20 protein-coding genes are annotated in these 24207 nt (G+C 66.0%); 9 read left to right on the top strand and 11 right to left on the bottom strand.

Annotation, left to right across the window (positions count from 1 at the left end; translation table 11 throughout):
- Positions 1 to 505: 505 nt before the first annotated feature.
- The 4 genes from LJE69_RS12430 to LJE69_RS12415 are packed head-to-tail and all read left to right on the top strand — an operon-like array spanning position 506 to position 5832.
- A complete protein-coding gene (locus tag LJE69_RS12430) occupies positions 506 to 1564 on the top strand; it encodes an efflux RND transporter periplasmic adaptor subunit (RefSeq protein ID WP_296925440.1) in 1059 nt (352 codons plus the stop codon).
- Positions 1565 to 1618: 54 nt separating this feature from the next.
- On the top strand, positions 1619 to 3535 hold the full coding sequence (locus tag LJE69_RS12425) for an ATP-binding cassette domain-containing protein (protein ID WP_296925435.1): 1917 nt from the start codon (positions 1619 to 1621) through the stop codon (positions 3533 to 3535).
- Positions 3532 to 4716 (top strand): ABC transporter permease, encoded by a 1185-nt coding sequence (locus LJE69_RS12420; RefSeq protein WP_296925433.1) that lies wholly within the window; start codon positions 3532 to 3534, stop codon positions 4714 to 4716. Before LJE69_RS12425 ends, LJE69_RS12420 begins: the two co-directional genes overlap by 4 nt.
- The gene (locus LJE69_RS12415; protein ID WP_296925431.1) at positions 4717 to 5832 is read left to right on the top strand and encodes an ABC transporter permease; all 1116 of its coding nucleotides are present in this window, start codon (positions 4717 to 4719) and stop codon (positions 5830 to 5832) included.
- A 231-nt stretch (positions 5833 to 6063) separates the two neighbouring features.
- Here LJE69_RS12415 and LJE69_RS12410 read toward each other — a convergent pair whose 3' ends face one another.
- Both LJE69_RS12410 and LJE69_RS12405 read right to left on the bottom strand, forming a co-directional pair.
- Positions 6064 to 7263 carry an AI-2E family transporter gene (locus LJE69_RS12410; RefSeq protein WP_296925429.1) on the bottom strand — a complete coding sequence of 400 codons (1200 nt, stop codon included), beginning with the start codon at positions 7261 to 7263 and terminating at the stop codon, positions 6064 to 6066.
- Between the two features lie 94 nt (positions 7264 to 7357).
- Entirely contained in the window at positions 7358 to 9181 is a 1824-nt protein-coding gene (locus LJE69_RS12405; RefSeq protein ID WP_296925427.1) for a DegV family protein, read from the bottom strand.
- A gap of 181 nt (positions 9182 to 9362) precedes the next feature.
- On the opposite strand from LJE69_RS12405, the gene LJE69_RS12400 reads away from it, so the two are divergent.
- Positions 9363 to 9788 (top strand): hypothetical protein, encoded by a 426-nt coding sequence (locus LJE69_RS12400; protein WP_296925425.1) that lies wholly within the window; start codon positions 9363 to 9365, stop codon positions 9786 to 9788.
- A gap of 427 nt (positions 9789 to 10215) precedes the next feature.
- Positions 10216 to 10881: a hypothetical protein gene (locus LJE69_RS12395; RefSeq protein WP_296925423.1), complete on the top strand. Its 666-nt coding sequence runs from the start codon at positions 10216 to 10218 to the stop codon at positions 10879 to 10881.
- A 182-nt stretch (positions 10882 to 11063) separates the two neighbouring features.
- Here the strand turns inward: LJE69_RS12395 and asd are convergent, their stop codons facing one another.
- From asd to LJE69_RS12380, 3 genes are all read right to left on the bottom strand, one after another.
- Positions 11064 to 12014, bottom strand: coding sequence for an archaetidylserine decarboxylase (gene asd, locus LJE69_RS12390; protein WP_296925421.1), 951 nt, complete (start codon positions 12012 to 12014; stop codon positions 11064 to 11066).
- Positions 11998 to 12630, bottom strand: a complete 633-nt coding sequence (locus LJE69_RS12385; RefSeq protein ID WP_296925419.1) for a hypothetical protein — start codon at positions 12628 to 12630, stop codon at positions 11998 to 12000. The genes asd and LJE69_RS12385 overlap by 17 nt, the downstream gene beginning before the upstream one ends.
- Positions 12631 to 12703: 73 nt before the next feature.
- Positions 12704 to 13897: an alanine--glyoxylate aminotransferase family protein gene (locus LJE69_RS12380; protein ID WP_296925417.1), complete on the bottom strand. Its 1194-nt coding sequence runs from the start codon at positions 13895 to 13897 to the stop codon at positions 12704 to 12706.
- 169 nt (positions 13898 to 14066) lie between these two features.
- Between LJE69_RS12380 and msrB the strand changes: the two genes are divergently transcribed.
- Entirely contained in the window at positions 14067 to 14465 is a 399-nt protein-coding gene (gene msrB / locus LJE69_RS12375) for a peptide-methionine (R)-S-oxide reductase MsrB (RefSeq protein ID WP_296925464.1), read from the top strand.
- A 693-nt stretch (positions 14466 to 15158) separates the two neighbouring features.
- Positions 15159 to 15758 carry a hypothetical protein gene (locus tag LJE69_RS12370; protein WP_296925415.1) on the top strand — a complete coding sequence of 200 codons (600 nt, stop codon included), beginning with the start codon at positions 15159 to 15161 and terminating at the stop codon, positions 15756 to 15758.
- A 271-nt stretch (positions 15759 to 16029) separates the two neighbouring features.
- Here LJE69_RS12370 and LJE69_RS12365 read toward each other — a convergent pair whose 3' ends face one another.
- The 5 genes from LJE69_RS12365 to LJE69_RS12345 form a co-directional block, all read right to left on the bottom strand.
- Positions 16030 to 16203 (bottom strand): hypothetical protein, encoded by a 174-nt coding sequence (locus LJE69_RS12365; RefSeq protein ID WP_296925414.1) that lies wholly within the window; start codon positions 16201 to 16203, stop codon positions 16030 to 16032.
- 258 nt (positions 16204 to 16461) lie between these two features.
- A complete protein-coding gene (locus tag LJE69_RS12360; protein WP_296925412.1) occupies positions 16462 to 16926 on the bottom strand; it encodes a hypothetical protein in 465 nt (154 codons plus the stop codon).
- Between the two features lie 1998 nt (positions 16927 to 18924).
- Positions 18925 to 19281, bottom strand: a complete 357-nt coding sequence (locus LJE69_RS12355; RefSeq protein ID WP_296925410.1) for a hypothetical protein — start codon at positions 19279 to 19281, stop codon at positions 18925 to 18927.
- Positions 19282 to 19378: 97 nt separating this feature from the next.
- Positions 19379 to 20158: a polysaccharide deacetylase family protein gene (locus LJE69_RS12350; RefSeq protein ID WP_296925409.1), complete on the bottom strand. Its 780-nt coding sequence runs from the start codon at positions 20156 to 20158 to the stop codon at positions 19379 to 19381.
- A gap of 30 nt (positions 20159 to 20188) precedes the next feature.
- Entirely contained in the window at positions 20189 to 21424 is a 1236-nt protein-coding gene (locus LJE69_RS12345) for a glycosyltransferase family 2 protein (protein ID WP_296925407.1), read from the bottom strand.
- A gap of 607 nt (positions 21425 to 22031) precedes the next feature.
- Here LJE69_RS12345 and queA point away from each other — a divergent pair.
- A complete protein-coding gene (queA, locus tag LJE69_RS12340; RefSeq protein ID WP_296925405.1) occupies positions 22032 to 23057 on the top strand; it encodes a tRNA preQ1(34) S-adenosylmethionine ribosyltransferase-isomerase QueA in 1026 nt (341 codons plus the stop codon).
- 391 nt (positions 23058 to 23448) lie between these two features.
- Here the strand turns inward: queA and msrA are convergent, their stop codons facing one another.
- Positions 23449 to 24093 carry a peptide-methionine (S)-S-oxide reductase MsrA gene (gene msrA, locus LJE69_RS12335; protein WP_296925403.1) on the bottom strand — a complete coding sequence of 215 codons (645 nt, stop codon included), beginning with the start codon at positions 24091 to 24093 and terminating at the stop codon, positions 23449 to 23451.
- Between the last annotated feature and the right edge of the window lie 114 nt (positions 24094 to 24207).

Here is a 24207-nt window from a genome sequence, read left to right as displayed (position 1 = left end):
TTCATAGACTGCGAAAGTATTCGGTGCAGCTATTGTGGGAGCGGCACTCTGGGTGCCGCGACCGGCGGCAATGCAATAAACCACGCCTCAGGTCACTGCCAAGCGCCAGGCAGCGGCGCAGCCGCCATCGCGCCGCAAAAGGCAGTGGCGCTCCCACACCGGCGCATCGAGCACGCCTGATGGGAGGTCGGGTTGGCGCAGCGTAACCCGACACCGGGCGTCGGTAGGCCGCTGATGGTCGGGTTACGCTATCGCCAACCCGACCTGCGATCCTAGAATTCTGTGACTACGAAATGCACGAAACACGCGAAACGGAGGGAATTTTTGACGAGATCGCGTCTTTCCGCGCCTTTTGCGTGTTTCGTAGTTCCTCTTCTTCGGCTCCGCGGCTGACACAACTTTCGCAACGTTTCGTACGGCCGTTAGTATTGTGCAACTGCGCCTCCGCCGTCTCGCATAGGGACCGGAATGGGGACACGGCTCTGCCCCGGACCACAGGTGAGCGATGAAAAAAAGGGTTCTTCTCGTAGTCGTTCTGCTGCTCGCGGGCGGGGCTGCCGTCGGCTTCTGGCTCTACGAGAGCAGTCGCACGGAGCCTGATGCGAATCGCTTGCTGCTCTATGGCAATGTCGATATTCGCGAGGTGGCGCTCGCCTTCAATAACACCGAGCACATCGCAGAGATCCTCGTTGAGGAGGGCGATCGCGTCCAGCAGGGCCAGCTGCTCGCCAGCCTGAAAAAGGCGCGCCTGAATGCCGAGCTGGCCACCGCCCGGGCGAGCGTCGCCGCACAGCAGGCAACCCTGGCGAGACTGTTGGCGGGCACTCGGCCGGAACAGATCCGCAAGGCACGGGCCGATCTCGCGGCGCAACAGGCGGAACTGGTCGATGCAAGGCAGCGCTTTCGGCGCGCCGACGATCTGTTCACCAAGAAGATGGCCTCGGCGCAGGAGCGCGACGACGCCCAGGCCCGGCTGAACCTGGCCGAGGCGCAGGTGAAGGCCGCCGAGGAGGAACTGGCCTTGGCGCTGGCCGGTCCGCGGGTGGAGGACATCGACGCGGCACGGGCAACGCTGAATGCGGAAGAGGCCCGGCTGGAGCTCGCCGAGGTCGTGCTGAAGGAGGCCGACCTGTACGCGCCGCAGGACGGCGTCATCCGCGACCGCATCCAGCAGCCAGGCGATCTGGCCTCGCCGCAAACGGCGACGCTGACGCTGGCCCTGACCAATCCGGTTTGGGTGCGCGCCTACGCCCCGGAGACCGCGCTCGGCCGGCTTCAGCTGGGCATGCGTGCGTCGATCACGACTGACAGCTATGCCGATAAGGTCTATGACGGCTGGGTCGGCTTCATCTCGCCCACGGCCGAGTTCACGCCGCAGAACGTCGAGACCCCGGACCTGCGCACCAAGCTGGTCTATCAAGTGCGGGTCTATGCCTGCAACGCCGACGACGAGCTGCGGCTCGGTATGCCCGCGACGGTGACCCTTCGGCTCGATGAGCCGCCGTCGGCAGACGGCAAGGCGCCCGACTGTCTTGCGGCCGCGCCGGGCAAGTCCAGGGACTGACCAGTGGCGACGCGAGCGAGGGCGCCGGGACCAGGGCAGCCCGGCCGCGACGATTTGTCCGCAACCACCCCGGATGCAGGCGCCGGCCTTGCTTTGCGCCTGCGTGCCATCAGCAAGACCTTTCGCGCCGGTGGTATGGAGGTCCGCGCAGTCGATGGGCTGGCTCTGGACATCGCCCGTGGCGGCATCACCGGTCTGATCGGTCCGGACGGGGCCGGCAAGACGACCCTGATGCGACTCGCGACCGGCCTGCTCACACCCGATCCGAACGCGAGCTCCGCGACCGTGCACCGGTCACGGCAGCAGCGCGATCCGACGGTCGAGCTCCGCGTCCTCGGCATCGACGTCCTAGCCGAGCCCATGCGCGTGCAGGAGACCATCGGCTACATGCCGCAGCGCTTCGGGTTGTACGAGGACCTGAGCGTCCGCCGCAACCTGGAGCTCTACGCCGATCTCCATGGCGTCGCCCACGCGGCGCGCGCGTCTCGCTTCGCCGAGCTGCTGGAGCTGACGGGCCTGGGCCGCTTTACCGAGCGCCTCGCCGGGCGCCTGTCCGGGGGCATGAAGCAGAAGCTCGGCGTTGCCTGCGCGCTGGTGCGCCCGCCGCCGTTGCTGCTGCTCGACGAGCCGACCGTGGGCGTCGACCCGGTCTCGCGCCGGGACCTCTGGTCCATCGTGCAGGCAATGGCCCGCGACAACGGCGTCACGGTGTTGGTCAGCACGGCCTATCTCGACGAGGCCGAGCACTGCGACGACATCGTGCTGCTGCACCGCGGCCGACTGCTCGGACAGGGGCCACCCCGACGTTTCAGCGAGGCGATGCGCGGGCGTTGCTTCCATGTGTCGGCTGGCTCGATGCGTCGCCGCGCCTTGCAGCTGCGCCTGAGCCGCGATCCGGCGGTGCTCGACGTCGTGCTCGAGGGGGCGGGGGCGCGGGTCGTGGCGCGCGCGCCGGGCGCGTTGTCGCTGCCTGCGCTTGCGGCCGAGGTTTCCGATCTCGTTATTCGGCCCGTGGAGCCACGCTTCGAGGATGCGTTCATCGACCGGCTCGCCGCCGCGGTGGGCAGCGGTCGAGCACCGGCGCCTTTACCGACGGCGGCCACTACGTCGCGGCCCGGCTCCGGGGCCTCGCGCGAGCAACCGTCGAAGGCGACGCATGCCGTGCGCCCCGGTGGTGATGCCCCGCCGATCGACGCCCCAGCGATCGATGCTCCGGTCATCGAGGTCAGCGGGCTACAGCGCCGCTTCGGCCGGTTCGTCGCGGTCAAGGGGCTCGACTTCGAGGTCCGGCGGGGCGAGATCTTCGGCCTGCTCGGCGCCAACGGCGCCGGCAAGTCGACGACCTTCCGGATGCTCTGCGGTCTGCTGCCCGCCTCGGCCGGCAAGGTCCGCGTCGCCGGCCTCGACATGCGCCGCTCCGCACCCCGGGCGCGTGGGCGGCTCGGCTACATGGCGCAGCGCTTCTCGATGTACGGCGACCTCAGCGTCCTGCAGAACCTGCGCTTCTTCTCCAGCGCCTACGGGCTGCGCGGTGAGCATCAGCGAGCGCGCATCGATTGGGCGCTCGCGACCTTCGAGCTCGAAGACATTCAGCGCGAGCGCAGTGGCGATCTGCCGCTGGGCTTCAAGCAGCGTCTGGCAATGGCCGCGGCGCTGCTGCACGAGCCGGAGATCCTGTTCCTCGACGAGCCCACGTCAGGCGTCGATGCCCTGGTGCGGCGGGAGTTCTGGCAGCGCATCAACGCCCTGGCCGAGTCCGGCACGACCATCCTGGTCACGACCCATTTCATGGATGAGGCCAACTACTGCGACCGGCTCGTGATCATGGCCGATGGCGAGGTGCTGGCGGCGGGCACGCCGATGGCGCTGATCGAGCGGGCACGGCGGCCGCAGCAGCCCGAGCCGACGTTCGAAGACGCCTTTATCGCGTTGATCTCGGCGCACCGCAAAGCGAGCGAGCAGGCCGCGTGAGCGACGCGCACCAGGGCACGCGGACCGACTACCGCGACACGGTGGACACGGTGGGCTCGATCGCCGCCCGGCGCATGCGCCTGCTCGGCCTGATCCGCAAGGAGACCCAGCAGATCAAGCGCGACCCGTCGAGTCTGGCCATCGCCTTCGTGCTGCCCGTGGTCCTGCTGTTACTGTTCGGCTACGGCGTCTCGCTGGATGCCCGCAATCTCGGCATTGCCTTCGTCGTCGAGCAGCCGGACGCCGACACCGCGTCGCTGCTCGGTGCCTTCCGCCGGTCGCCGCTGTTCGAGCCGCGCGAGTACCGGGACATTCAAACGGCCGAGCGGGCCTTCTCGGCGCGGCAGGTGTTTGCGCTAGTCTGGCTGCGGAGCGATTTCGCGCGCCGGTTGCGGGGCCATGGCGATGCGCCGATCGGTGTCATCGTTAATGGTGTCGATGCCAACCAGGCCCGCATTGGCACCGGCTACATCCAAGGCGTTTGGCGCAAATGGCTCGCCGGCTGGCTGCGCGAACAGGGCATCGATGGCGCCCCGCCGGTGGTGCTGGAGCCGCGCATCTGGTTCAACGCCGCGGTACGCAGCCGAGACTTCCTGGTGCCGGGCCTGATCGCGATCCTGATGACCCTGATCGGCGCGCTGCTGACCTCGATGGTCGTCGCAAGGGAATGGGAGCGGGGCACGATGGAGGCCCTGCTGGTCACGCCGATCCGCATCCCGGAGCTGATGCTCGGCAAGCTCGCGCCCTATTTCGCGCTCGGCATGGGCAGCATGCTGCTGTGCGTCGCGGTCGGGGTCGGGCTGTTCGGCATACCCTTGCGTGGCTCCGTGTTGGTGCTGCTGGCCACCTCGGCGCTGTTCATGCTGGTCGCGCTGGGCATGGGCCTGCTGATCTCCATCATCGCGAAGAACCAGTACGTCGCCGGCCAGATGGCGATCATCACCACCTTCCTGCCCGCGTTCATCCTGTCCGGCTTCATCTTCGCGATCGGCTCGATGCCGGCGCCGATCCAGTGGATCAGCCACATCGTGCCGGCGCGCTACTTCGTCGCGATCCTGCAAACGCTGTTTCTGGCCGGCGATGTCTGGCGCATCATTCTGTTCAACAGCGCGGCGCTGCTGGTGATGATGGTCCTGCTGCTAGGGCGTGCGCGCGGCTCGTTCAGGAAGCGGCTCGACTAGATGGACGTCGTCGCGCGCATCCTGTCGTTGGCGCTAAAGGAGCTGCTGGCGCTCCTGCGCGACACCAAGAGCCGCCTGATCCTGATCGGGCCGCCGATCCTGCAACTCTTCGTCTTCGGCTACGGCGCCACCTTCGACCTCAACCGGGTGCCGATCGCCGTCTACAACGAAGATCGCTCCGCGCCCGCCCGCGAGCTCGTGGCCCGCGTCGTCGGCTCGCCGAACTTTCGGCTGATCCGGGAGATTGGCCACGACGGCGAGATCGCGCCCCTGATCGACAATCGCCGCGTGCTGGCGGTGTTGCATCTCGGGCCGCACTTCAGCCAGCACCTGCTGCACGGCGAGCCGGCGCCGGTGCAATTGCTGATCGACGGGCGCAACTCCAACACGGCGCTGGTCTTGCTCGGCTATGTGCGCGAGATCGTCACGACCTTCGGCACCGACTGGCGCAGCGCGCACGGCCAGGCCCCGCCGCCCGCGGTGCTGAAGGTGCATGCCCTCTACAACCAGGACCTGCGATCGCAATGGTTCATCGTGCCTGGCATCATCGGCATCCTGACCCTCGTGGTAACCACCATCGTCACGGCCCTGTCGGTCGCCCGCGAGCGCGAGCTCGGTACCTTCGACCAGCTCCTGGTGACGCCGTTGACCCCCGCGGAAATTCTGCTGGGCAAGGCCCTGCCCTCGGTGCTGATCGGCCTGATCGAGGGCGGCTTCATCCTGCTCGCCACCCTGTTCTGGTTCGAGGTCCCACTGCGGGGCGAACTGGGTGCGCTGCTGCTCGGGATGCTGCTCTTCATCTTCTCGGCCGTCGGCATCGGGCTGATGATCTCCTCCCTTGCGACTACCCAGCAGCAAGGCATCCTCGGCGCCTTCCTGTTCCTGGTCCCGGCAGTCATTCTGTCCGGCTTCGCGACGCCGATCGAGAACATGCCCGAGGCCGTCCAGCACCTGACCGTGATCAATCCATTGCGCTGGTTCCTCATCGTCGCCCGCGGCGTGCTGCTCGAAGGCGACGGCTATGCCTCGCTCGCGAATACCTACTGGCCAATGGCGCTGATCGCGCTGATCAGCGCGCTGATCGCGGCATGGATGTTTCGGCATCGGATGGCTTGAGCGGAGCGACTGCGAACGTATTCCGTGTAGGTCGGGTTGGCGCAGCGTAACCCGACGAGAGAGGGGCGGTAAGTCGTTGATTGCCGCGTTACGCTATCGCTAACCCGACCTAAGATCCTCTCGCAAGCGATACTGCGGTCGTTGTCGTTGTCGTTGTCGTTGTCGTTGTCGCAATCGACTACCCGACTACGAATACGACAACGACAAGCTTGACTCAACTGCAAGCTCACCTCACCCGGAACACTTGCCATCGTCCTCGCCGGCGCTGGTGCCGCCGTCCGGCACCGCCAGATCAGCGGCCATGGCCGCGGCGGTCTCATCGTCGTAGAGGCCGTCCTCGGCGATGGCGCGGACGGGCGCCTCCATGGTTTCCTCACCCACCTGCGGCAGCACGTCGCGGAAGGCCTCGCCGTAGATCTCCCAGACGGTCAGGAACAGCGACGCGATGACTGGCCCGATGAGCAGCCCCGACATGCCGAAGGTGACGAGCCCGCCCAGGGTGCCGAAGAAGATCATCAGCTCGTGCATGTTGGTGTCCTTGCCGACGAGGATGGGCCGGAGCACGTTGTCGATGCTGCCGACCACCAGGGCACAGAAGACGAACAGACCAATGCCGGCGACCGCGTGCCCCTGCACCATCAGGATGATGGATGCCGGCACCCAGACCACCGCCGAGCCGATGCCGGGCACGATGGACAGCACCGCCATGACGGTGCCCCAGAACACCGCATGCGGGACACCGGCGACGCCGAAGGCGATGCCCGCCAGCGCCCCTTGCAGCAGGCCGATCAGGAGCGTGCCCTTGATCATGGCCTGGGTCACCAGCGTGAACTTGGTGAGCAGGCGCCGCTCGACGCGATCCTCCAGTGGCAGGTAGTAGAGGATGGCGTGCACCACCTTGTGCCCGTCGAGCTGGAAGAAGAAAAACGTGTACAGGAACACGACCGACATGAACAGCAGGTTCGCGGTGCCGATGGCCACCACGGAAATGCCGTTCACCAGGAAGGTGCCGGCGGCCTCGATGGAGGCGGCGAGCTTGTCTCTGAGCGTGTCCTCGTAGGTCATCAGGTCGTGGTAGAAGGGCAGCTTGTGCAGCCAGGTGAAGACCGTCTCCGGCTCGCGCACGAACTGCACGGCAACGGGGGTGACCGACTTGCCCACTTCCACCGCCTGCGCGATGACGACGCCGGCCAGCACCGTCAGCGGCAGCAGCACCACCAGCACCAGCAGGATCAGATTGACCGAGGCCGCCAGATAGCGCCTGCCGCCGAAGAGCCGGGTGAGCCAGTGGAACACCGGCTGGGTCAGCGCGGCGAACAGCCCGGCCATCAGGATGGCCATCAGGAACTGCGCGATCATGCCGAGGAACAGCAGCGAGATGGCCGCCACCAGGCCCAGCAGGACGAGCTTGTTGAGGTTGGTCTTGGTCATGTCGAGGTCCGGGTCGTGAGAGGGCAGCAGGAGAGGGCAGCAGGAACCACTGCATTATCCGGCCCCGGGGAAACGCTGTCTTATCGGCGTTGCACTACTGCCAGGTCACCGCGAGTGCCACCGACCCGATGCCGGCGTGTATGCCCAGCAGCGGTGACGTCTCCATGACGTACGCGGGCGCGCGGCCGAGCGCCACTGTCGCGTTGTCTGCCAGGCGCGCCGCCGCCTGCGCCGCCCCTGCATGCACCACGGCCCAGCGCAATGCCGGGCGCCGGCGCGCCTCCCGCCGCAGGCGGGCCAGCAATTGCCGCTCCAGCCCGGCCGCCGAGAAGGCCGCACCGCTCAGACCCGACTTCCCCGAGCCGCCGACGGACACGAGCGGCTTCAAACCGCTCCAGCGGGCGAGCCGGGCGATGCCGGGGCGCACGCGCCCGCCGCGCACCAGCAACGCCACGTGCGGCACCGCCACGAAGATCCGCGTGCGCTCGGCCAGTCGGCGCGCCGCCGCGGTCGCGGCCAGGGCATCGGCGCCCGCGGCGAGAGCCTCCGCCGTGCCCAGCACGATGAGCCCGAGTCCGGCCGAAAGCTGGTGGCTATCCACGCAGTGCACGCGGCCCTGCCCGGTGCGCTCGGCGGCCAGCCGCGCGGCGCCCAGCGTGCCGGAGAGCCGCCCGGACAGGTGCAGCGACAGCACCGACTCGTGGCTGCCCAGCAGGTCGGCATAAAGGCGCTCGAAGCGTCCCGGCGGCGGTTGGGAGGTGGTGGGATGTTCCGGCAGTTCGCCCTGCAGCCGATAGAAATCCGCCGCGGTCAGCGTGCGGCCGTCGATGTACTGGTGCGGCCCCCATTGAATGGTCAGTGGCACCTCGTGAATCTGGAAGCGCTCCCGCAACGGCTCCGGCAGGTCGCAGCCGCTGTCCGTTACTAGTCCGACGGGAGCCGCCGGGCTGTGATGGGCGGCGTATTGCAGGCGCATGTCCTCCACTTTCTGTCGCCCGAGCCGGCCGTGGGCACGCAGCCGGGCGGCGGCGCGGTGGGGCTCATTGGTGTGCAGGTGCACCTTCAGGCGTGGCGGGCGGCCGGCGGTGATGAGCGAATCACCCAGGTCGGCAAGCGCGGTCCGCAGCTGTTCCGAGGACGCGGTTGCATCTTCCAGCACGATCTCGGTGCACCAGCGGAAGTTCGGCTGCGTTGGCGCATGCGCCGGGTGATGCCCGGCGTCGGGCGGCGCTGCCAGGGCGTCCGCGGCCGCAAGCCGCGGGTTCGCGCGCGGCGGCATTGCGAGTGCCGCCGAGAAGCCTCGCAGCAGGCAGACGAAGCCGTCCGCCCCGGCATCGACGACGCCGGCATCGGCGAGAACCTTGAGCTTGGCCGGTGTGGCCGCCAGCGCCGCCTCGGCGATGCCCAAGGCGGCGGCCAGTGCCGTCGGCACCGGCGTGTCCGGTGCCGTGGACGCCAGCGCCGCTGCCCAGGTATCCATCACCGTCAGCACGGTGCCTTCCACGGGTGCGGCGACGGCACTGCGCGCGCTCTGTGCCCCGCGCCGGGCGGCGGCTGCAAGCGCTCGGGTGTCCATCGCCGCGTCGTCCGTGAGGGGTGCCGCGAAGCCGTCCAGGAACTGCGCGAGGATAATGCCCGAATTCCCGCGTGACTCGGCCAGCGCGGCGGTCGCGAGGCTGGCCAGCAGACGCCCGGCGTGGGGTTCCGGGCCGCAGTCGGCGACGGCCTCGGCCAGGGTCGCGGCCATGTTGGTGCCGGTGTCGCCGTCCGCCACCGGGAAGACGTTGGCGTCGTCCAGGCGTGCGCGGGCGTCGAGCAGCGCGGTTGCGGCACCGTGCCAGCAGTGGCGCAGCCAATAGCCGTCCAGGATGGTGGGCGGTGTGGCTACGCCGCCCGCGGTTTCGAGGGAGTCGCTCATGGGATGCCTCCTTTGCGCTGTGCGTCGAGTCCCGGCCCCAGGGAAGCGCCGACGTCTCGGCGTTTACATTAGCTTGCGCATTTTCATAGTGCTGCCAAGGCTGTCGCAGGCATGCTTGCGCAGAAGCAAGTGCTCGGCCTCGGCCGACTGTCATCCTGATTATTCACGTTAGGACAGCAAGATGGATAAATTCACCCGCAACTACAGCATCGCGCTGGTCGTCATCCTCGTGGGGCTCGGCTTCTGGTTGTTCTCCGCCAACTGGAACCCGCGCGTCAGCGAGCTGAACAAGGTCCTCGAGGCCGACCCCGACCTCGCCAGCTACGTTTACAAGTTCCGCGTCGTAGACTACGACAACGGCGTCGCGGTGATCTCCACGCCGCGCTCCTTCGACGTGCCCGCCATGCGCTATCTGGAGATCGTCAGGCCCGAGCTCGCCGGCAAGGCCCAGGACGATCCGGCGATGATCGCCGCCCAGCAGGATCTGATAAAGCACCAGAAGCGCGCCCAAACCCTGATGCTGGGCCAACCGGACGTAGAACGCGTGGACTGGCGCCTCGACGTGCGCTGGCTCGCCGACCACGGGGTGCAGGTGCCGTCCCATTGACGGCGCCGGGCCGGATGTTGCTGCGGCGGAGGCTGCCGCGGGCCCTGTTCTGGCCGGCCGCGCATGCATCTCGGCTTGTTTGCCACTAAAATCCCCGCTCGTGTGGGTGGATTGGCGCGTTCCCGCCCGCACATGCTGCGGGCGCTCTTCCGTGCGGTAGCGCCGAGCGCACCGCTGTCGGTGGCCCGGGCCACGCTTTGCAGCAGGGGCGGCGCGGCCTGCATCGGGCAGTGAGTTTGCCGCCGGGCCTTGCATCAGCGCCCGCGTTCAGGCAGCGTACGCCGCCCGCGGGGTGTCCGCGTCCGCCCTCCCTGGTGACGGTAACATTCACCACCGCCCATCGGTTTCCCGTGCGCCGCTGCGGCCTGAAGTCGCGGCGGATGCACAGCCAAAAAAATCCCTTTTGCCGCAATAGAGGAATACGACCTTGAACAACGCACTGTCCTGGCTGGCCGAGCAAATCTCCACGATCACCAAGGACGACCCCGGCACCATCATTGTGAAGGTGACCGCCGCCTTGCTGGTGGCCGGGCTTGTCTACTTGGTGTTCGGTCAGACGACGCAGTCCCCCGTGGTACTCTCGCCGGAGCAGGTGGCGACGAATCTGGAGCCCATCGGTAGCGTTTCCGTTGCCGCTCCGCCAGCGGCTGAGCCCGCGGCCAAGCCTGCTGCTCCGGCGGCCGCGCCTGCGCCTGCCGCTGAAGCAAAACCTGCCCCGGCGAAGCCTGCCCAGACAGAATCTGCCCAGACAGAATCTGCTCCGGCAGAGGCCGCCCCGCCCGCTGCGTCCGAGCCCGCCGCGTCCGAGCCGGCTGCCGCCGCGGAGCCTGGTGCAGCCGACGCGCCCGCCGCAGAGTCCGCGCCTGCCGAGTCTGCCCCAGCCGAGGCGGGGGCGGCTGCGCCAGCAGCCGCCGAACCGCAGAGCGCGCAGGCCCCAGCCGTGCCGGCCCAGCCGGCCACGACAGCGCCGTCCGGCGGCCCCGGCAACACCTACACGGTGCCGGTGGCTCCCAGGCATTTGGCGCCGAGCCATGGTGCACCGCGCTGGGCGCCGCAGTTCTCGCCCATGCCGCCGCTGCCGGAGCGTCGCTGAGTCGCTATCTCCGCGCCGGACGACCCGTTCGGCGCCGGCCCGCCTACATTCCCGACCGGCGCCCCGGCCAACGACTTCCGGGATCGTGGTCGCTGCACGGCTGCGAGGCCGTCTCTACATTCTTGGGGCCTTGGGGCGCGCAGCGTGCGCAAGCCGGATGGCTGCCGTCGATGAGGACCGCGTCAGGCGTTCACCTCGAGCCAGCCCAGCGCCTCGCCGACGCGTATCCGGCTGCCCGTGCCGAGGTCCTGCCGCCAGCGGGCAGCGCCCGCTGGTAGCAGCAGGATCACGGTGGAGCCCATGTTGAAGCGTCCAAGCTCGGCGCCGCGTGCCAGCGTCGGTGCCGGCATTGGCGGCGGCAGTCGTCGCACGCGATGCCCGCGCGGCGGTGTCAGCTCGCCGTGCCAGATCGTCTCGATGCTGCCGACGAAGATGGCGCCCACCAGCACCACCGCGAATGGCCCCAGCGCTGTGTCGAAGAGACAGATGACGCGCTCGTTGCGGGCATAGAGCCGTGCGATCTGTGCCGTGGTGGCGGCGTTGACGCTGAAGAGCCGCCCCGGGACGTGGATGGTCTGTGTGAGCGTACCGTCGATGGGCATGTGCACCCGGTGATAGTCCCGTGGCGACAGGTACAGGGTCGCGAACGCGCCATCCTTGAAGCGCGCGGCCAGCTCGGTGTCGCCGCCCAGCAGCGCGGCGACGTCGTATGCGTGCCCCTTGGCCTGCACCAAACGCCCCTCGTCGAGCCGACCGAGCCGGCTGACGGCCCCGTCCACGGGGCAGAGCAGGGCGTTCGCGCGCGCGTCCAGCGGGCGTGCGTCCGGGCGCAGCGCGCGGGTGAAGAAGGTGTTGAAGCTGTCGTATTGGCCCGGGCCGGGCTCCGCCGCGTCGCGGAGGTCCACGTCAAAGGCGCGAACGAAGGTGTGGATCGCAGCACGCGTCAGCGGTCCGGCGCGCAGGCGGGTGAGCCGGTGTACGACCCGCGACAGGCGGTGCTGCGGCAATGCTCGCTGAAGGGTGGCGAACAGCCACTCCCCGGCGGCGGCGGGTGCCGTAACTGGATCACGGGTGCGTGCGGGTGCCCGTGCTGGTGCTGGTGCTGGTGCTGGTGACTCAGTGCGGTGCGTCATCGTTGCCTTGGTGTGGGCGCTGCTTGCGGAATTGCGCCAGGGCCGCCAGGTCGTCGGCGATGGTCGCGGGTGTCTCTGCGCTCGGGAAGACGGCCACGAGCCGGGCGTCCGGGTCCAGCAGAAACAGGGCCGGTGGCTCGGTGTCGTGCCCGTTCAGTGCCGTGTCCGGGTCGGCGCCCAGCGCCGTCGCCAGGTCCGCCACGGCGGTGCGATCGCCGCTGAGGACGGCGATGGCGGTCGACAGGCCCTCGAAGTCTCGTGCCAGCTTGGGGGCCGCATCGGCGGTCACCAGCAGCAGGCGGAGGCTGTCGTGGATCTGCGGGCGGTCGGCGAGGCGGTTGTAGACCTCCACCAGCCGCACCATACCCCGATGGCCGCTCGCGCCAGCGAGATTGGCGATGCCGAGCAGGCTCCAGTGGTCGAGCAGGTCGCCGCGGCCGAAGGGCTCGCCCAGGGTGTCCGTCAGCACGAAATCCGGCAGCGACGGCGCCGGGCGCAGCAGCACGCCACCGATGGTGGGGGGCTCGCCGCTGCCGAAGCGCAACTGGTTGCCCCACTGGTAGGCCACCAGGAACAGGCCAACCGCGGCGACGGCCATCACCAGCCGTGCCAGCAACGGCTGGCCGCGCCTGCGCCGCCGGGGGCGGTCGCTTGAGGGGCGGTCGCTTTGCCTGGCCAAGGCGGCGGCTTCAGCGCCCGAGGGCGGCCTGGGCCGCGCTGAGGGCCACGCCGGTGTCGGCGGAGTGGCCCATGTCGTTCAGCACGCTGCCCAGCGCGCCGAGGCAGAGCAGGATGTTCTCGGCCCGGCTGGACCAGCCCATGAGACCGATGCGCCAGACCTTGCCGGCCAGTGCGCCGAGCCCGGCGCCGATCTCCAGGTTGTAGGTCGCGAGCAGCCGGCTGCGCACCGCGGCCTCGTCGATGCCCCCGGGCACGGCGACGGCGTTGAGCTGCGGCAACCGCTCCGGCTCCGGCACAACCATTTCCAGGCCCAGGGCTTCCAGACCGGCGCGCAGCGCCAAGTGGTTGTTCCGATGGCGCTCCCAAGCGTTCTCGATGCCCTCTTCGGCGAGCATCACCAGGGCCTCGTGCAGGGCGTAGAGGGCGTTCACCGGGGCAGTGTGATGGTAGGAGCGCCGCCCGCCGCCGCAATCGCTCGCCTGCCAGTATCCCAGTACCAGGTTCAGGTCCATGAACCAGCTCCGCACCGGTGTCTGGCGTGCCTTCACCTTGGCCAGCGCGCGCTCGCTGAAACTGACGGGCGCGAGCCCGGGTGTACAGGACAGGCACTTCTGGCTGCCGGCGTAGACCGCGTCGATGCCCCAGGCGTCCACCTCCAGCGGAGAGCCGCCGAGACTGGTTACCGCGTCGACGATGGTGAGGCAGTCGTATGTGCGTGCCAGCTCCGCCAGGGTCTTTGCGTCCGAGCAGGCCCCGGTGGAGGTTTCCGCGTGCACGAAAGCCACCAGCCGGGCGTCCGGGTGGCGTTGCAGGGTGTCCTCCAGCATGCTCGGGTTCACCGCCCGGCCCCATGGGTCCTCGACGACCACCGGCGTGCCGCCGGCGCGCAGCACGTTCTCGCGCATACGAGCGCCGAAGACGCCATTGACGCAGACGATGACCTTGTCGCCCGGCTCCACCAGGTTGACGAAACAGGTCTCCATGCCCGCCGAGCCTGGCGCCGAGACCGGCATCGTCAGCGTATTGTCGGTGCGAAAGGCATAGCGTAACAGCCCCTTCAGCTCCTCCATCATGGCGCTGAAGGCCGGGTCCAGATGGCCGATGGTGGGACGCGCCAGCGCGGCGAGCACGCGCGGGTGGACATCGGCGGGACCGGGCCCCATAAGGGTGCGGGGGGGCGGCTGGAAGGAGCTGGCATGCATGGCATTTTCCTTTTTGATTCAGCCGATTGGCGTGTTGGGCTGGAGTGCCCTAGTGGACCTTTGAGTATAGCCGCGCCGCCGCCGACCCCACAACCGTCGCGGGATATGTCGTCCGGCAGGGCTCCTGCGGCAACGACGGCGAGCCTCTAGTGAGATCGACATGACCAACATGACCGACAAGATCGAAAAGTCCGATGCCGAATGGCGGGACGCATTGACGCCGGAGCAATACCGCGTGTTGCGTCGGCAGGGCACCGAGCCGGCATTCACCGGTGCCTATTGGTCCAATAAGGACCCCGGCCGCTACCTATGCGCCGGTTGCGGCGCGGAGTTGTTCGGCGCCCAGCACAAGTTCGACTCCGGCACCGGCTGGCCGAGCTTCTCGCAGCCAATGGCCGAAGACGCCGTCGAAACCGAGCAGGACATGAGCCACGGCATGCTCCGCACCGAGGTGCACTGCGCCCGTTGTGGCTCGCACTTGGGGCACGTGTTCCTGGACGGGCCGAAGCCGACCGGGCAGCGGTTCTGCATCAACTCGGTATCGCTCGAGTTCGAGCCCGAGGAGTAGCCGCGGGCAAGCGGGAGACGCTGCTCATCGGTTCTGCTTGGCCAGGCTCGGTCAGTGAGGCGACAACAGGGCTCCGGTTCTGTTTCGCCTTAAATGGCTTCGTAGATGCGCATTATTGGCCATTTTCGTCGGCAATCAGGACGGTATTCGAAAAGGCGGTTCTCGGATGCCGCCATTCTCTTTGCCTAAACGGCGCCGAAAATGTCCAGACGTACTGTCCGGGTGCCCCGCATGGGGGAAACGCGTAGTCCTTCGGCGTTGCCACGGGCTTGCGCCGCGATCATGCCAGCTGTCGGCGCCGACGACACGCAATGTCGCGAAAGTGCTTTCGCCGCGGCTTTCTTGCGGCGTCGAGCTTGGCGGCGCAGTCCGTCCGACAATGCAGCCGAAAAATCAGCCGCTTGCTTGGCCAAGGCGATTGGGCGCGGCCTCACGGCCGGGACGCGTCGTCGGGTATCACCCGGCCTCCTGCGGGAATATGCTTAGGTCGGCTGTTCCTATTGTGGGTGGTGGATTCGCGTATTTATCGAGCCGACGTTGCGAAAGGAGATGGGGCGACGGTACACTTTCGCGTCTTCCATGGCATGAGGTTTCGTCGCCTCACGCGCTGTCTCAATCGAGCGTAAAATGACAAGCCGCAGAGCCCTCGCAACCGTAGTCTTTCTCCTCAGTTTCCTCACCCTGGCGCAATGCATGGCCGCTTCAGATTACCCAGTCCATCGCAACATCAAAACCACTGTCTTTTGGGTGGGAGAAAAGGCTACGAACGACAACAGCCACATTCCCAACTCGGCAAGTTCGTGGGACCGGAACTGGAAGATGCACTATGGCGGCTATGATGATCCGAATAGCCGAAGCGGCTACCGTCCAAAGAAATTCACGCCGAAGGAAAATCCGTTTTACTTCGCGCTGCCATACGATGACCTGCTCGAAGACGGACGGCCCCGACAATCCGCTTACGATGAGGTGTACTGGGCTGAGGATGAAGATTGGAGCGAACGCGGGAGCATGTTGAAGAACCGCTGGATACAGATCAAGAAAGGCGGCCGGGTCGCCTACGCCCAATGGCAAGACGTAGGCCCATACTTGAGCCACGACGTCAACTATGTTTTCGGTAGCGCCCGTCCCAAGAACAAGATCGGTGTCGGAGCCGGCCTCGACGTCTCCCCGGCTGTTCGCGATTACCTGAAAATTGATAACGTCGACACAGTGGATTGGCGGTTCGTCGACGACGAAGATGTGCCAGACGGCCCTTGGACGAAGGTGATTACGACACGCGGCGTTAGCTGGTAGGTGGAGGCCAGGCTCAACGCTGGTCGCTCCATCTCCCGCGGCGCGCCACGGGTGGGCAGTGCACTTTATCTCAATCGAGATCAGGGTGCTTTCCAGCCGGAAATGGCAGGCTGTCGAGGGCCTTGGAAGACGCCGGTTTATCGGTGCTTCGAGTGCGGGCAGAGTGTTCCGTCATTTTCGGCGCCCTAAAGCGCCGAGAATGAATGGACCCAGAATGCCCCTATTCCTGCAAAGGTTCGGAGCTCGGGTCGATTTTGCCTGGGAAGGGCAATTATCGGCGGGCGTCGATCATCACCCCGTCCAACCATGTGGCGGCGCCGCCCTCGGCGCGACGGTCGTCCAGTTGCGGCGAGTACGGCGCTTCCGCGGGAGAAAGGCGGTGACCCCAATTACGCTCCAGGCCCATCGGCGTCTCTCTTGAGAAAGTGCGGCGCAGATTGCCCATCTCTGTGCCAGCTCGTCGCGACGGCGAAGGTAGCGGGCATTCGATTTCGCGATGTTCAGCGCCGATAAGGCGCTGAACATGAGCGATCTTGGCGGCCGCGTTTGCGAGTATCGTGCCGTCTCTTAGCCAATAAGGCAGAGAGCGGCTTTTCGCAAGAAGCAGGGGCTCACCGCGGCGGCCGCACCGCAACGAGTGCGGCAGGTCCAGAACAATGGGCAAAGGGGATGGTCTTTAATACCGATGACCATGCCCGACGTCCTATTTTTTCTTCCAGTCACCGCCGATGGCTGCCTCTAGAAACAGCACGAATCTCGTGTCGCTGTCGTACGGTTGATTGTCGCCGTAATACTGATAGTTCTCGGCGCGTACGCCGACGGCCATGTTGGACCATCCGCTACCCGGCGCCGGCCCTTCCCACCGGAGCTTCAGGCCGGCGCGGGGGCCGGCCTTGTTGTCCCAGTAACGTTCCTTTTGGTCGCTCACCGTTCCGGCCACGCCAACAAAGGTGTTGAACAGCCAGCGCGACGCTCCGAGACGCAACCAATCTATGCCTTGCTCTCCGTAGCCATCGAACTTGTAGCCATCCTCATCCTCGGACCCCCAAGTGTTGCTCAACGTGGCATACGCCGAGTATGGATATCCAATCGGCTCTGCCCGCGATAGCAGAGGGGGCAACGACAGCGTGAGAAACGACGCGCACAGGACCATTGTCTTTTTTATCACCAGAAATTCCTCTCACTTGTCAATAGATGTCTGCGGGATCACCTGCAGAGTGTGCAGATTGGGGGATGGCGTCGAGGTTGGCATCGTTGTGCTTGTAATCCCTCCAGATGTGCCCGTGATGATTCCGCGCCAGCGGAGTGCGAACTGACGAACCACGTGTGCTCATGGATTGTCTTGGCAGCCGGCGGCGATGCACCATCGTCTCGGCCAAGTTGAGTGCTCGGCTGGCGCGTGCGCGGTGGGGTAGGCGTTGAGTCGGGGATGATTCATGGAAAAAGCTCCGCTGTCGTATGCCCTCTGAGACAAGGTCCATCAGCAGCCAGCACGTCCGCCGATTCTGCGGCGAGCCGGCCATCGACGTCCGCCTGAGCGAGCGCGCAGACGCACGCTCGTACGCCGTAGGCGACCCGACGGGCGTCTCAGCGCAGACCCGGCCGTGATCGACATTCGCTCGGCGAGCACCTCGCAGAGATCCTGGAACGCTGCGCGACGCCCGGCGATCGCCATATCCCCTATTCCAACCGGCCGCCATGCCAACTCCGTGCATGCGCTTATCGCGTGGCATCTAACGCAAACGGATTTGCCCGCCCGCGCTCCACGGGACCTGCGGCAGCCCGACAGATGCCTGGCGGAGCGCCCGGAGGCTGCATGGGAGCGCTCACGTTGTTCGGTCCTCATTTCATCAGGGTCCGCCTCAAGAGGTACCTGATGACGCCCTACGTGTCAACCTCAGGCCCGACAGTCGCTTTCCGTAGTCTTATACAACGAATCCCTTGGGCGTCCGGGTGACGGCAAGGATGAGCGAGACGACGGCATCGCTGTCCGAGCCGACGCTCTAGCGTCGGACCTGGCGAATGCCGTCTGCAGCCGACGAGCATCGTCCAACTGCTTGCAGCTCAGGCGGTGCCGTGCCCTGAGGGTGGCGCTTGGCTGCGGTGCAATTGCTTGTACGCTTGTGCGCCCCGCCGTTCGGCCAGTAGTGCAAGTTGGTAGCGCAGGCTGGTGGCGGCGCATGGTGCGCCGGGGCAGGAGTCCAAGTGATGTGGGCGCCAACCGGCCCGCCCGGGTGGTTTCGAGATGGAGCGCCTGCGTCTGACAGCGCATGGGGCTAAGCGCCGTGCGCTGGTGGCCGGTCAGTTGCTGCCGAATCAAGAGACGAGTCCGTCAGCGTGCAACCCGCCGACCTGCTCGGTTGAGCGAAGCGCTACTGGCAATCACCTCGGTGAGTGTCGGTCATACGCCGACATTATTTGCCTCGCTCGTCACCTGTGCCCAGTACCGCCGAGGACGCGCCGACAAATCAAGGTCTCCGGGCGGGCAGGCCATTCCGCCACCCTCAAGTGTGCTGCGGCAAGGGCATGACCGGGTTCGGAGGCCGAGTGTTCGAGTCCCGCGCCGACTCTGGCCGGCAAGGCCAATCCTCGGCGTCTTCCTAGAGCCAACTGCGCCGGATCGTCCAAGTGGCACTTGTCGGCTCCCATATTTCGCGGGGCCGCAAGGCCGCGCGCCGGCGTATGCGCGCCGGCGTGCAGGCGGCGATGCACCCGGTTGCCCGGTCGATCCACGCCCACCGAGGGCTCGACGTCGCCATCACGTCACGGATTCAGGGCCAGAGACCTATCCAGCGGAACCGAGTTGTAAGGCATCCGAGTGCCGTCAGCCGTGGGCCACCCCATAGGCGTACGCTTCGACGAGTCCTCCGTTTCCGCGAGAAGCGACTCCCCGGTTCTCGGCTCGATCGCTCCCCGGCGAATGACCCGCTCCCGGTTCAGCGGCCAACCCATGGGCGTCTGTTCCGGAGTTGCTCTCCGTCCTGCCACAAGGACTTGCCGTGGCTGTGGTCCTATCATCCCGGGATGATCGGGCACTTCGTTGACCAGAATGGGCGCGACCATATACCCGACCGACGTCATCGCCAGAGCCGGAGCGAGTATCGGAAAGCGCAAAAACAGATGGATGATACTGGAGTAACCACCACACATGACCATGTTTGACCCCCTACCGTTTCTTCCAGTCACCGCCGACCGCCGCCTCTAGAAACAGCACGAATCTAGTGTCGCTGTCGTACGGTTGGTTATCGCCAAAATACTGATAGTTCTCAGCGCGTACGCCGATGGCCATGTTGGACCACCCGCTACCCGGTGCAGGTCCTTCCCACCGGAGCTTCAGGCCGGCACGGGGACCGGCCTTGTTGTCCCAGTAGCGCTCCTTTTGGTCGCTCACCGTTCCTGCCACGCCAACAAAGGTGTTGAACAGCCAGCGCGACGATCCGAGACGCACCCAATCAATGCCTTGCTCTCCGTAGCCGTCGAGCTTGTAGCCATCCTCATCTTCCGATCCCCAGGTGTTGCTCAACGCGGCATACCCCGAGTATGGGTAGCCAACGGGCTCTGCCTTCGGCGCCAGAGAGGGCAGCGACAGCGCGAGAAGCGATGCGCACAGGCACAGTGTCTTATTTGTCACCCACAATGCCTCGCATTTGTTCGAAGTTGACGACGGAGATGCCCGCGGAGTATGCGTACTGGAGTATTGCGTCGAGGTCGGCATAGCCATATTCATACTCTGTGGCAGGCGTCCCCTTGACGATCCCGTGGAAACAGAGTACCAGCCATTGGTTTTCCTGGATGGCCTGGTCGATCAGTGCGGAGAGGTCGCCGGCGGATTCGCCGGCCGTGACGACATGCGCCGAAATGTCCATCCAATCGAGGGAGCTCGTATCGTTGAATCCATTCAGTTCAGGATCGGCGCCGAATGTCCGTCGGTGCATGGTAAAGCGTTTGGCTATGGCCTTGACGACCTTCGCGTTATAGTCTCCGTAAGGCGAGGCAAACACTTCGGGATGCAGTTGCTCCTGCGCCAACGCACTGAATGATTGCTCCACCTCTTTTGAGAGGTCCGCGTCGGAAATTTGCGTCAGATAAGGATGCGTATGGGAATGGGAGCCGATCTCCCATCCCTGTTGGTACAGGTCGTGAATCTGGTTCCAGTCCATGTGCCAGGATTGTTCCGCCGGTCCAGCCACCGCGTTCGTGATGACGAACAAAGTCGCGGGAAAGCCGTACTTTGCGAAGAGGGGGCCAGCGTTGGTGTAGACACTCACCGGCGCATCGTCAAAAGTGAACGTTATGTATGCCTTGCCCCCTGTCGGCGCTTGGCTCCAGGCGAGTGGTGCCGCAAGAAGGCTTGCCGAAGCGGCAAGAGCCGCCAGAGCATGCTTAAGTGACTTCTTCATGTTTTTACCTGTTGGGGTTTGCGGATTTGGTTAATGCCCTTTGACCCAGTGCTTGAGCTTGTCTCGCTTGATCCATTCGCGCCACATTGCGCGCCATAGGATGAACTTGTTGATGGGCCTGAGGACAAGAAAGGCGGGAAACGAGACGACTGCCTGCCAGAATCGCCCGATGGAGGCCGCCTTGAAGAACGCCGGCGGGGCAACGATGGCCAAGTCGTGAAGCAGCATGACCGCCAAGGGCAGAGCGACATCGCCGGTGTAGGCGTAGACCGCAAAGAACAGGATCAGCGGCGTCAGCAACGCGTCGAACATGTACCAATAGACAAATAGGCCGAGCCGCAGTCGGCCGCGGAAGCTGTGCGTGCTCAGGTTTTGCAGCACACCTCGGTACCAGCGGTCAACCTGTGCGACAAATATCTTCAGGTTCGGTGGATCGATCGGATAGCAATACGCGGTGTCGTGGAAGTAGACTTCGTATCCTTTCTTCGCCAGGCGCCACGTCAGATCCATATCCTCTGCCATCGTTCCTGGCGGAAACCCTCCTTGGCCGAGCACGAGTTCGGTGGGGTAGGCGGCGAAGCATCCAGAGGCTACGACGACAGCGCCCACCTGGTTCTGCGCTCCTTTAGATAGGGTGCAGCCAAAGAGATACTCGATGAAGCGGCCCCTCTCAAACAGTGTATTGACTCGCTGGGGAATGACGAAGCCGCAGACCGCCCCCGTCTTCGGGTCGGAGAAGTAGGGAAGTAGCTGTTCGATCGCATCGGGCGCAAGGAGGGTGTCTGCATCGATGGTCACGAACAAGTCGGCGCGAACGAACTTCAGCGCGTAGTTCTGGGCGCGCGGCTTCGATCCTTGGTTCACGGTGGGTCGAACCAGCTCTACCTCTGGAAATTGCGAGGCAATTTCCCCGGTCCTGTCGGTGGACGCATCATCGACGACGATGACCTGCTCGATAGCTGCGGTTTGTGCGAGTACGCTCTTGATTGTTTCTGCTATGCACGCTTCTTCGTTATGTGCCGGAATGATCACGGCGACCGTGCGTGGTGCGGTCGTGGTTGGAAAACTGGGGTTGAGTCCAAGCCACCAGCGCCAATTGGTCCAGCGATAGCGCGGTGGGCGATCGCCGGTTGTGCCGGCGCGCAAATGCGTGCCGCGGTGGCCGGGCGCGCGGTCGATTTCCACATCGCTCAGTAGCGCCGTCGTTTGCAGGCGGTTGGCGGCGCTTAGTTGCGCGAGGGAATGCGTCAAGCCGAGACTGATCAATGACCTGCTCTCCGTTGCGGCGAGGGACTTGGGTGACTACCGCGTCTAGATTATGAAATCCCTGATGTCTGGCCAATGGAACGCGGTTTAGGATCGCTTTGGACGGCAGTAGATTCGGTCCTGGGTCGATCGCGGCGGCGCGTGTGAGGGGAATACTCCTGATGGGCCTATGCGATATACAGGAGGCCGGCTTCGATGAATTCAGGATGTCTTATGCTTGCTTGAGAAGATGGCGGATGCGGCCAAGGGGAGAGGCCGCCGTGGTGGTAGGTGGATTGCCTCGCATTGTTATCGTGATATCGATTAGGCCATGGTCCATGAAAGTTGCACCGCGTCTGGCGCGACTTGGCGGAGCGATCGGCGCCGGGGGTCGGCGGAGCTTGCCTGGCTGGCCGTGCGCCGAGTGGTGGAAAGGAGCCGCGTTGGTGATTGGCGAAGTGCTCGACGGGAGTTCGGACCGGTTGCGCCCTTGGGGTCGAGTTGCTGGCATAATGTTCGGACGTTCCTCCGTCGCGAAGCGCCCGCAACGAAACACGCGCCGACGATCGCTCTCGGCAGCAGGGCCGGCAGCAGGGCCGGCAGCAGCAGCCCGCCGATGCCACCGCCCATGCAGCGCAGCGATTTCCGTTTCGATCTCCCGCCTCAGTTGATCGCGCAGCACCCTTTGCCTGAGCGTTCCGCGAGCCGCCTGCTGGTGCTGGACGGGCCGCCGGGCGTGTGCGCCGATCGTCTGTTCCGGGACTTGCCGGCGCTGCTGGAACCGAAGGATCTCGTGGTGTTCAACGACACCCGTGTCCTTCCCGCGCGGCTGCATGCCCGCAAGGCGTCCGGGGGGCGGGTGGAAGTCCTGGTGGAGCGTGTGCTCGCGCCCCGACGTGTCCTGGCACATCTTCGTGCCAGCCGCAAGCCGAAGCCGGATAATCCACTGCTGTTGCCGGGGGGGGAGCGTGTCCGGGTGATGGGTCGCGACGAGGCGCTTTTCGTATTGGAGAGCGAGGGGGTGGACTTCGCCACCCTGCTGGAGCGCCACGGGCACATGCCGTTGCCGCCATACATCGAGCGCGCCGACGACGCCAGCGACCGCGAGCGCTACCAGACCGTCTACGGGCGCAGCGCCGGCGCCGTTGCGGCACCCACCGCCGGACTCCACTTCGACGACGCAATTTTGTCGCGGCTGCGCGCGATGGGCGTGGACATCGCCCATGTCACCCTGCACGTGGGTGCCGGCACCTTCCAGCCGGTGCGCGAGGACGACCTCGACATGCACCGCATGCATGCGGAATGGCTGGCCGTGGACGAGCGCGTGTGCGAGCAGGTGGCGGCCGCGCGTGCCCGCGGCGGGCGCGTCGTGGCGGTTGGCACCACCACGGTGCGCAGCCTCGAGACCGCGGCGTCGTCCGGCGAGCTGCGGCCGTTCCGCGGCGACAGCCGGCTTTTCATCCGCCCGGGTTATCGCTTCCGGGTCGTCGACGCGCTGCTGACCAACTTCCACTTGCCGGAGTCGACGCTGCTGATGCTGGTCTGCGCCTTCGCCGGCTACGAGCCCGTTATGGCGGCCTACCGGCACGCGGTAGCGGAGCGCTACCGCTTCTTCTCCTATGGTGATGCGATGTTCCTGAGCCGGCGCGGGTAGAGCGCCACGGCGGAGGGCGCGCGGTCGTGCCGAGGGAGCGGCGTCCGCGCCGCGATGGCCGCGGTCACAGCACCGGATGTGTCGGCGAGCGTCAGCTAAGGCTCTGAACGGAAGGCAAAAAAAAGCGCGGCGGATGCCGCGCTTCAAAGTTACCACCAAAGGAGGATGGAGGAGTGCACTGAAGAACTGCGAATCTTCAGTACATCAACAGTTTCTGATATACCGATCAAACTGTCAAGCCCATCCAACCCGTTGGGCCGGGTAGGTGTCGGCCTGAAACCGACGTTTCTTGATGTATGTCCAGAAAATGACGACCCGCAAAACTTACCTGTCCACGCCTTGACCTGGTTCGGTTGCGAAACCGCAAGTCCGCGCCGCCGCCTGGTCTGACTCATGCCGCGACGGGATAGCGCACGCCGCAGCCTCCGTGGCCGCAATAGCCACCCGGATTCTTGGCCAGATATTGCTGGTGGTAGTCCTCGGCATAGTAGAACGCGGGTGCCGGCAGGATCTCCGTGGTGATGGCGGTGCCGCGCCCGGCGGCGGACAGTGCCTGTTGATAGCGATCCCGGCTCGCCTCGGCCGCGGCGAGCTGGGCTGCCTCGGTGCAATAGATACCGGAGCGGTATTGGGTGCCGACGTCGTTGCCCTGGCGCATGCCCTGGGTGGGGTCGTGCCCTTCCCAGAAGGCCGCGAGCAGTTGCTCATAGTCGATCTGCGCGGGGTCGTAGATCACCCGCACCACCTCGTTGTGGCCGGTGAGTCCCGAGCAGACTTCCTCGTAGGTGGGGTTCGGCGTATAGCCGCCAGCGTACCCGACGGCGGTGCTGAACACTCCGGGCAGTTGCCAGAAGAGCCGCTCGGCACCCCAGAAGCAGCCCATACCGAACAGGGCCAGCGCCAGGCCGGCCGGGAAGGGGGGCTGGATCGGGTTGCCGCTCACGTAGTGGCGGTTGATGACCGGCATGGGCCTGTCGCGGCCGGGCAGGGCCTGCTCGGCGCTGGGCATCTCGGTCTTCTTGCGGAACACGAACATCAATTGCCTCCAAGGGTCGGTTGCCGGGCGCTGTTGGGCTGGCTCCGGCGGGTCCGGCGGCGGGTCTCGCTTTCGCCCGCCTGCGCACGCGTGCAGAATTGGGCGCCGTCTCCT

This window comes from Thiohalocapsa sp. (genome assembly GCF_022340605.1).
Lineage (GTDB): Bacteria > Pseudomonadota > Gammaproteobacteria > Chromatiales > Chromatiaceae > Thiohalocapsa.
Note: the sequence above shows the minus strand (reverse complement) of the source record. Positions and strands in the feature narration are given on the sequence as shown.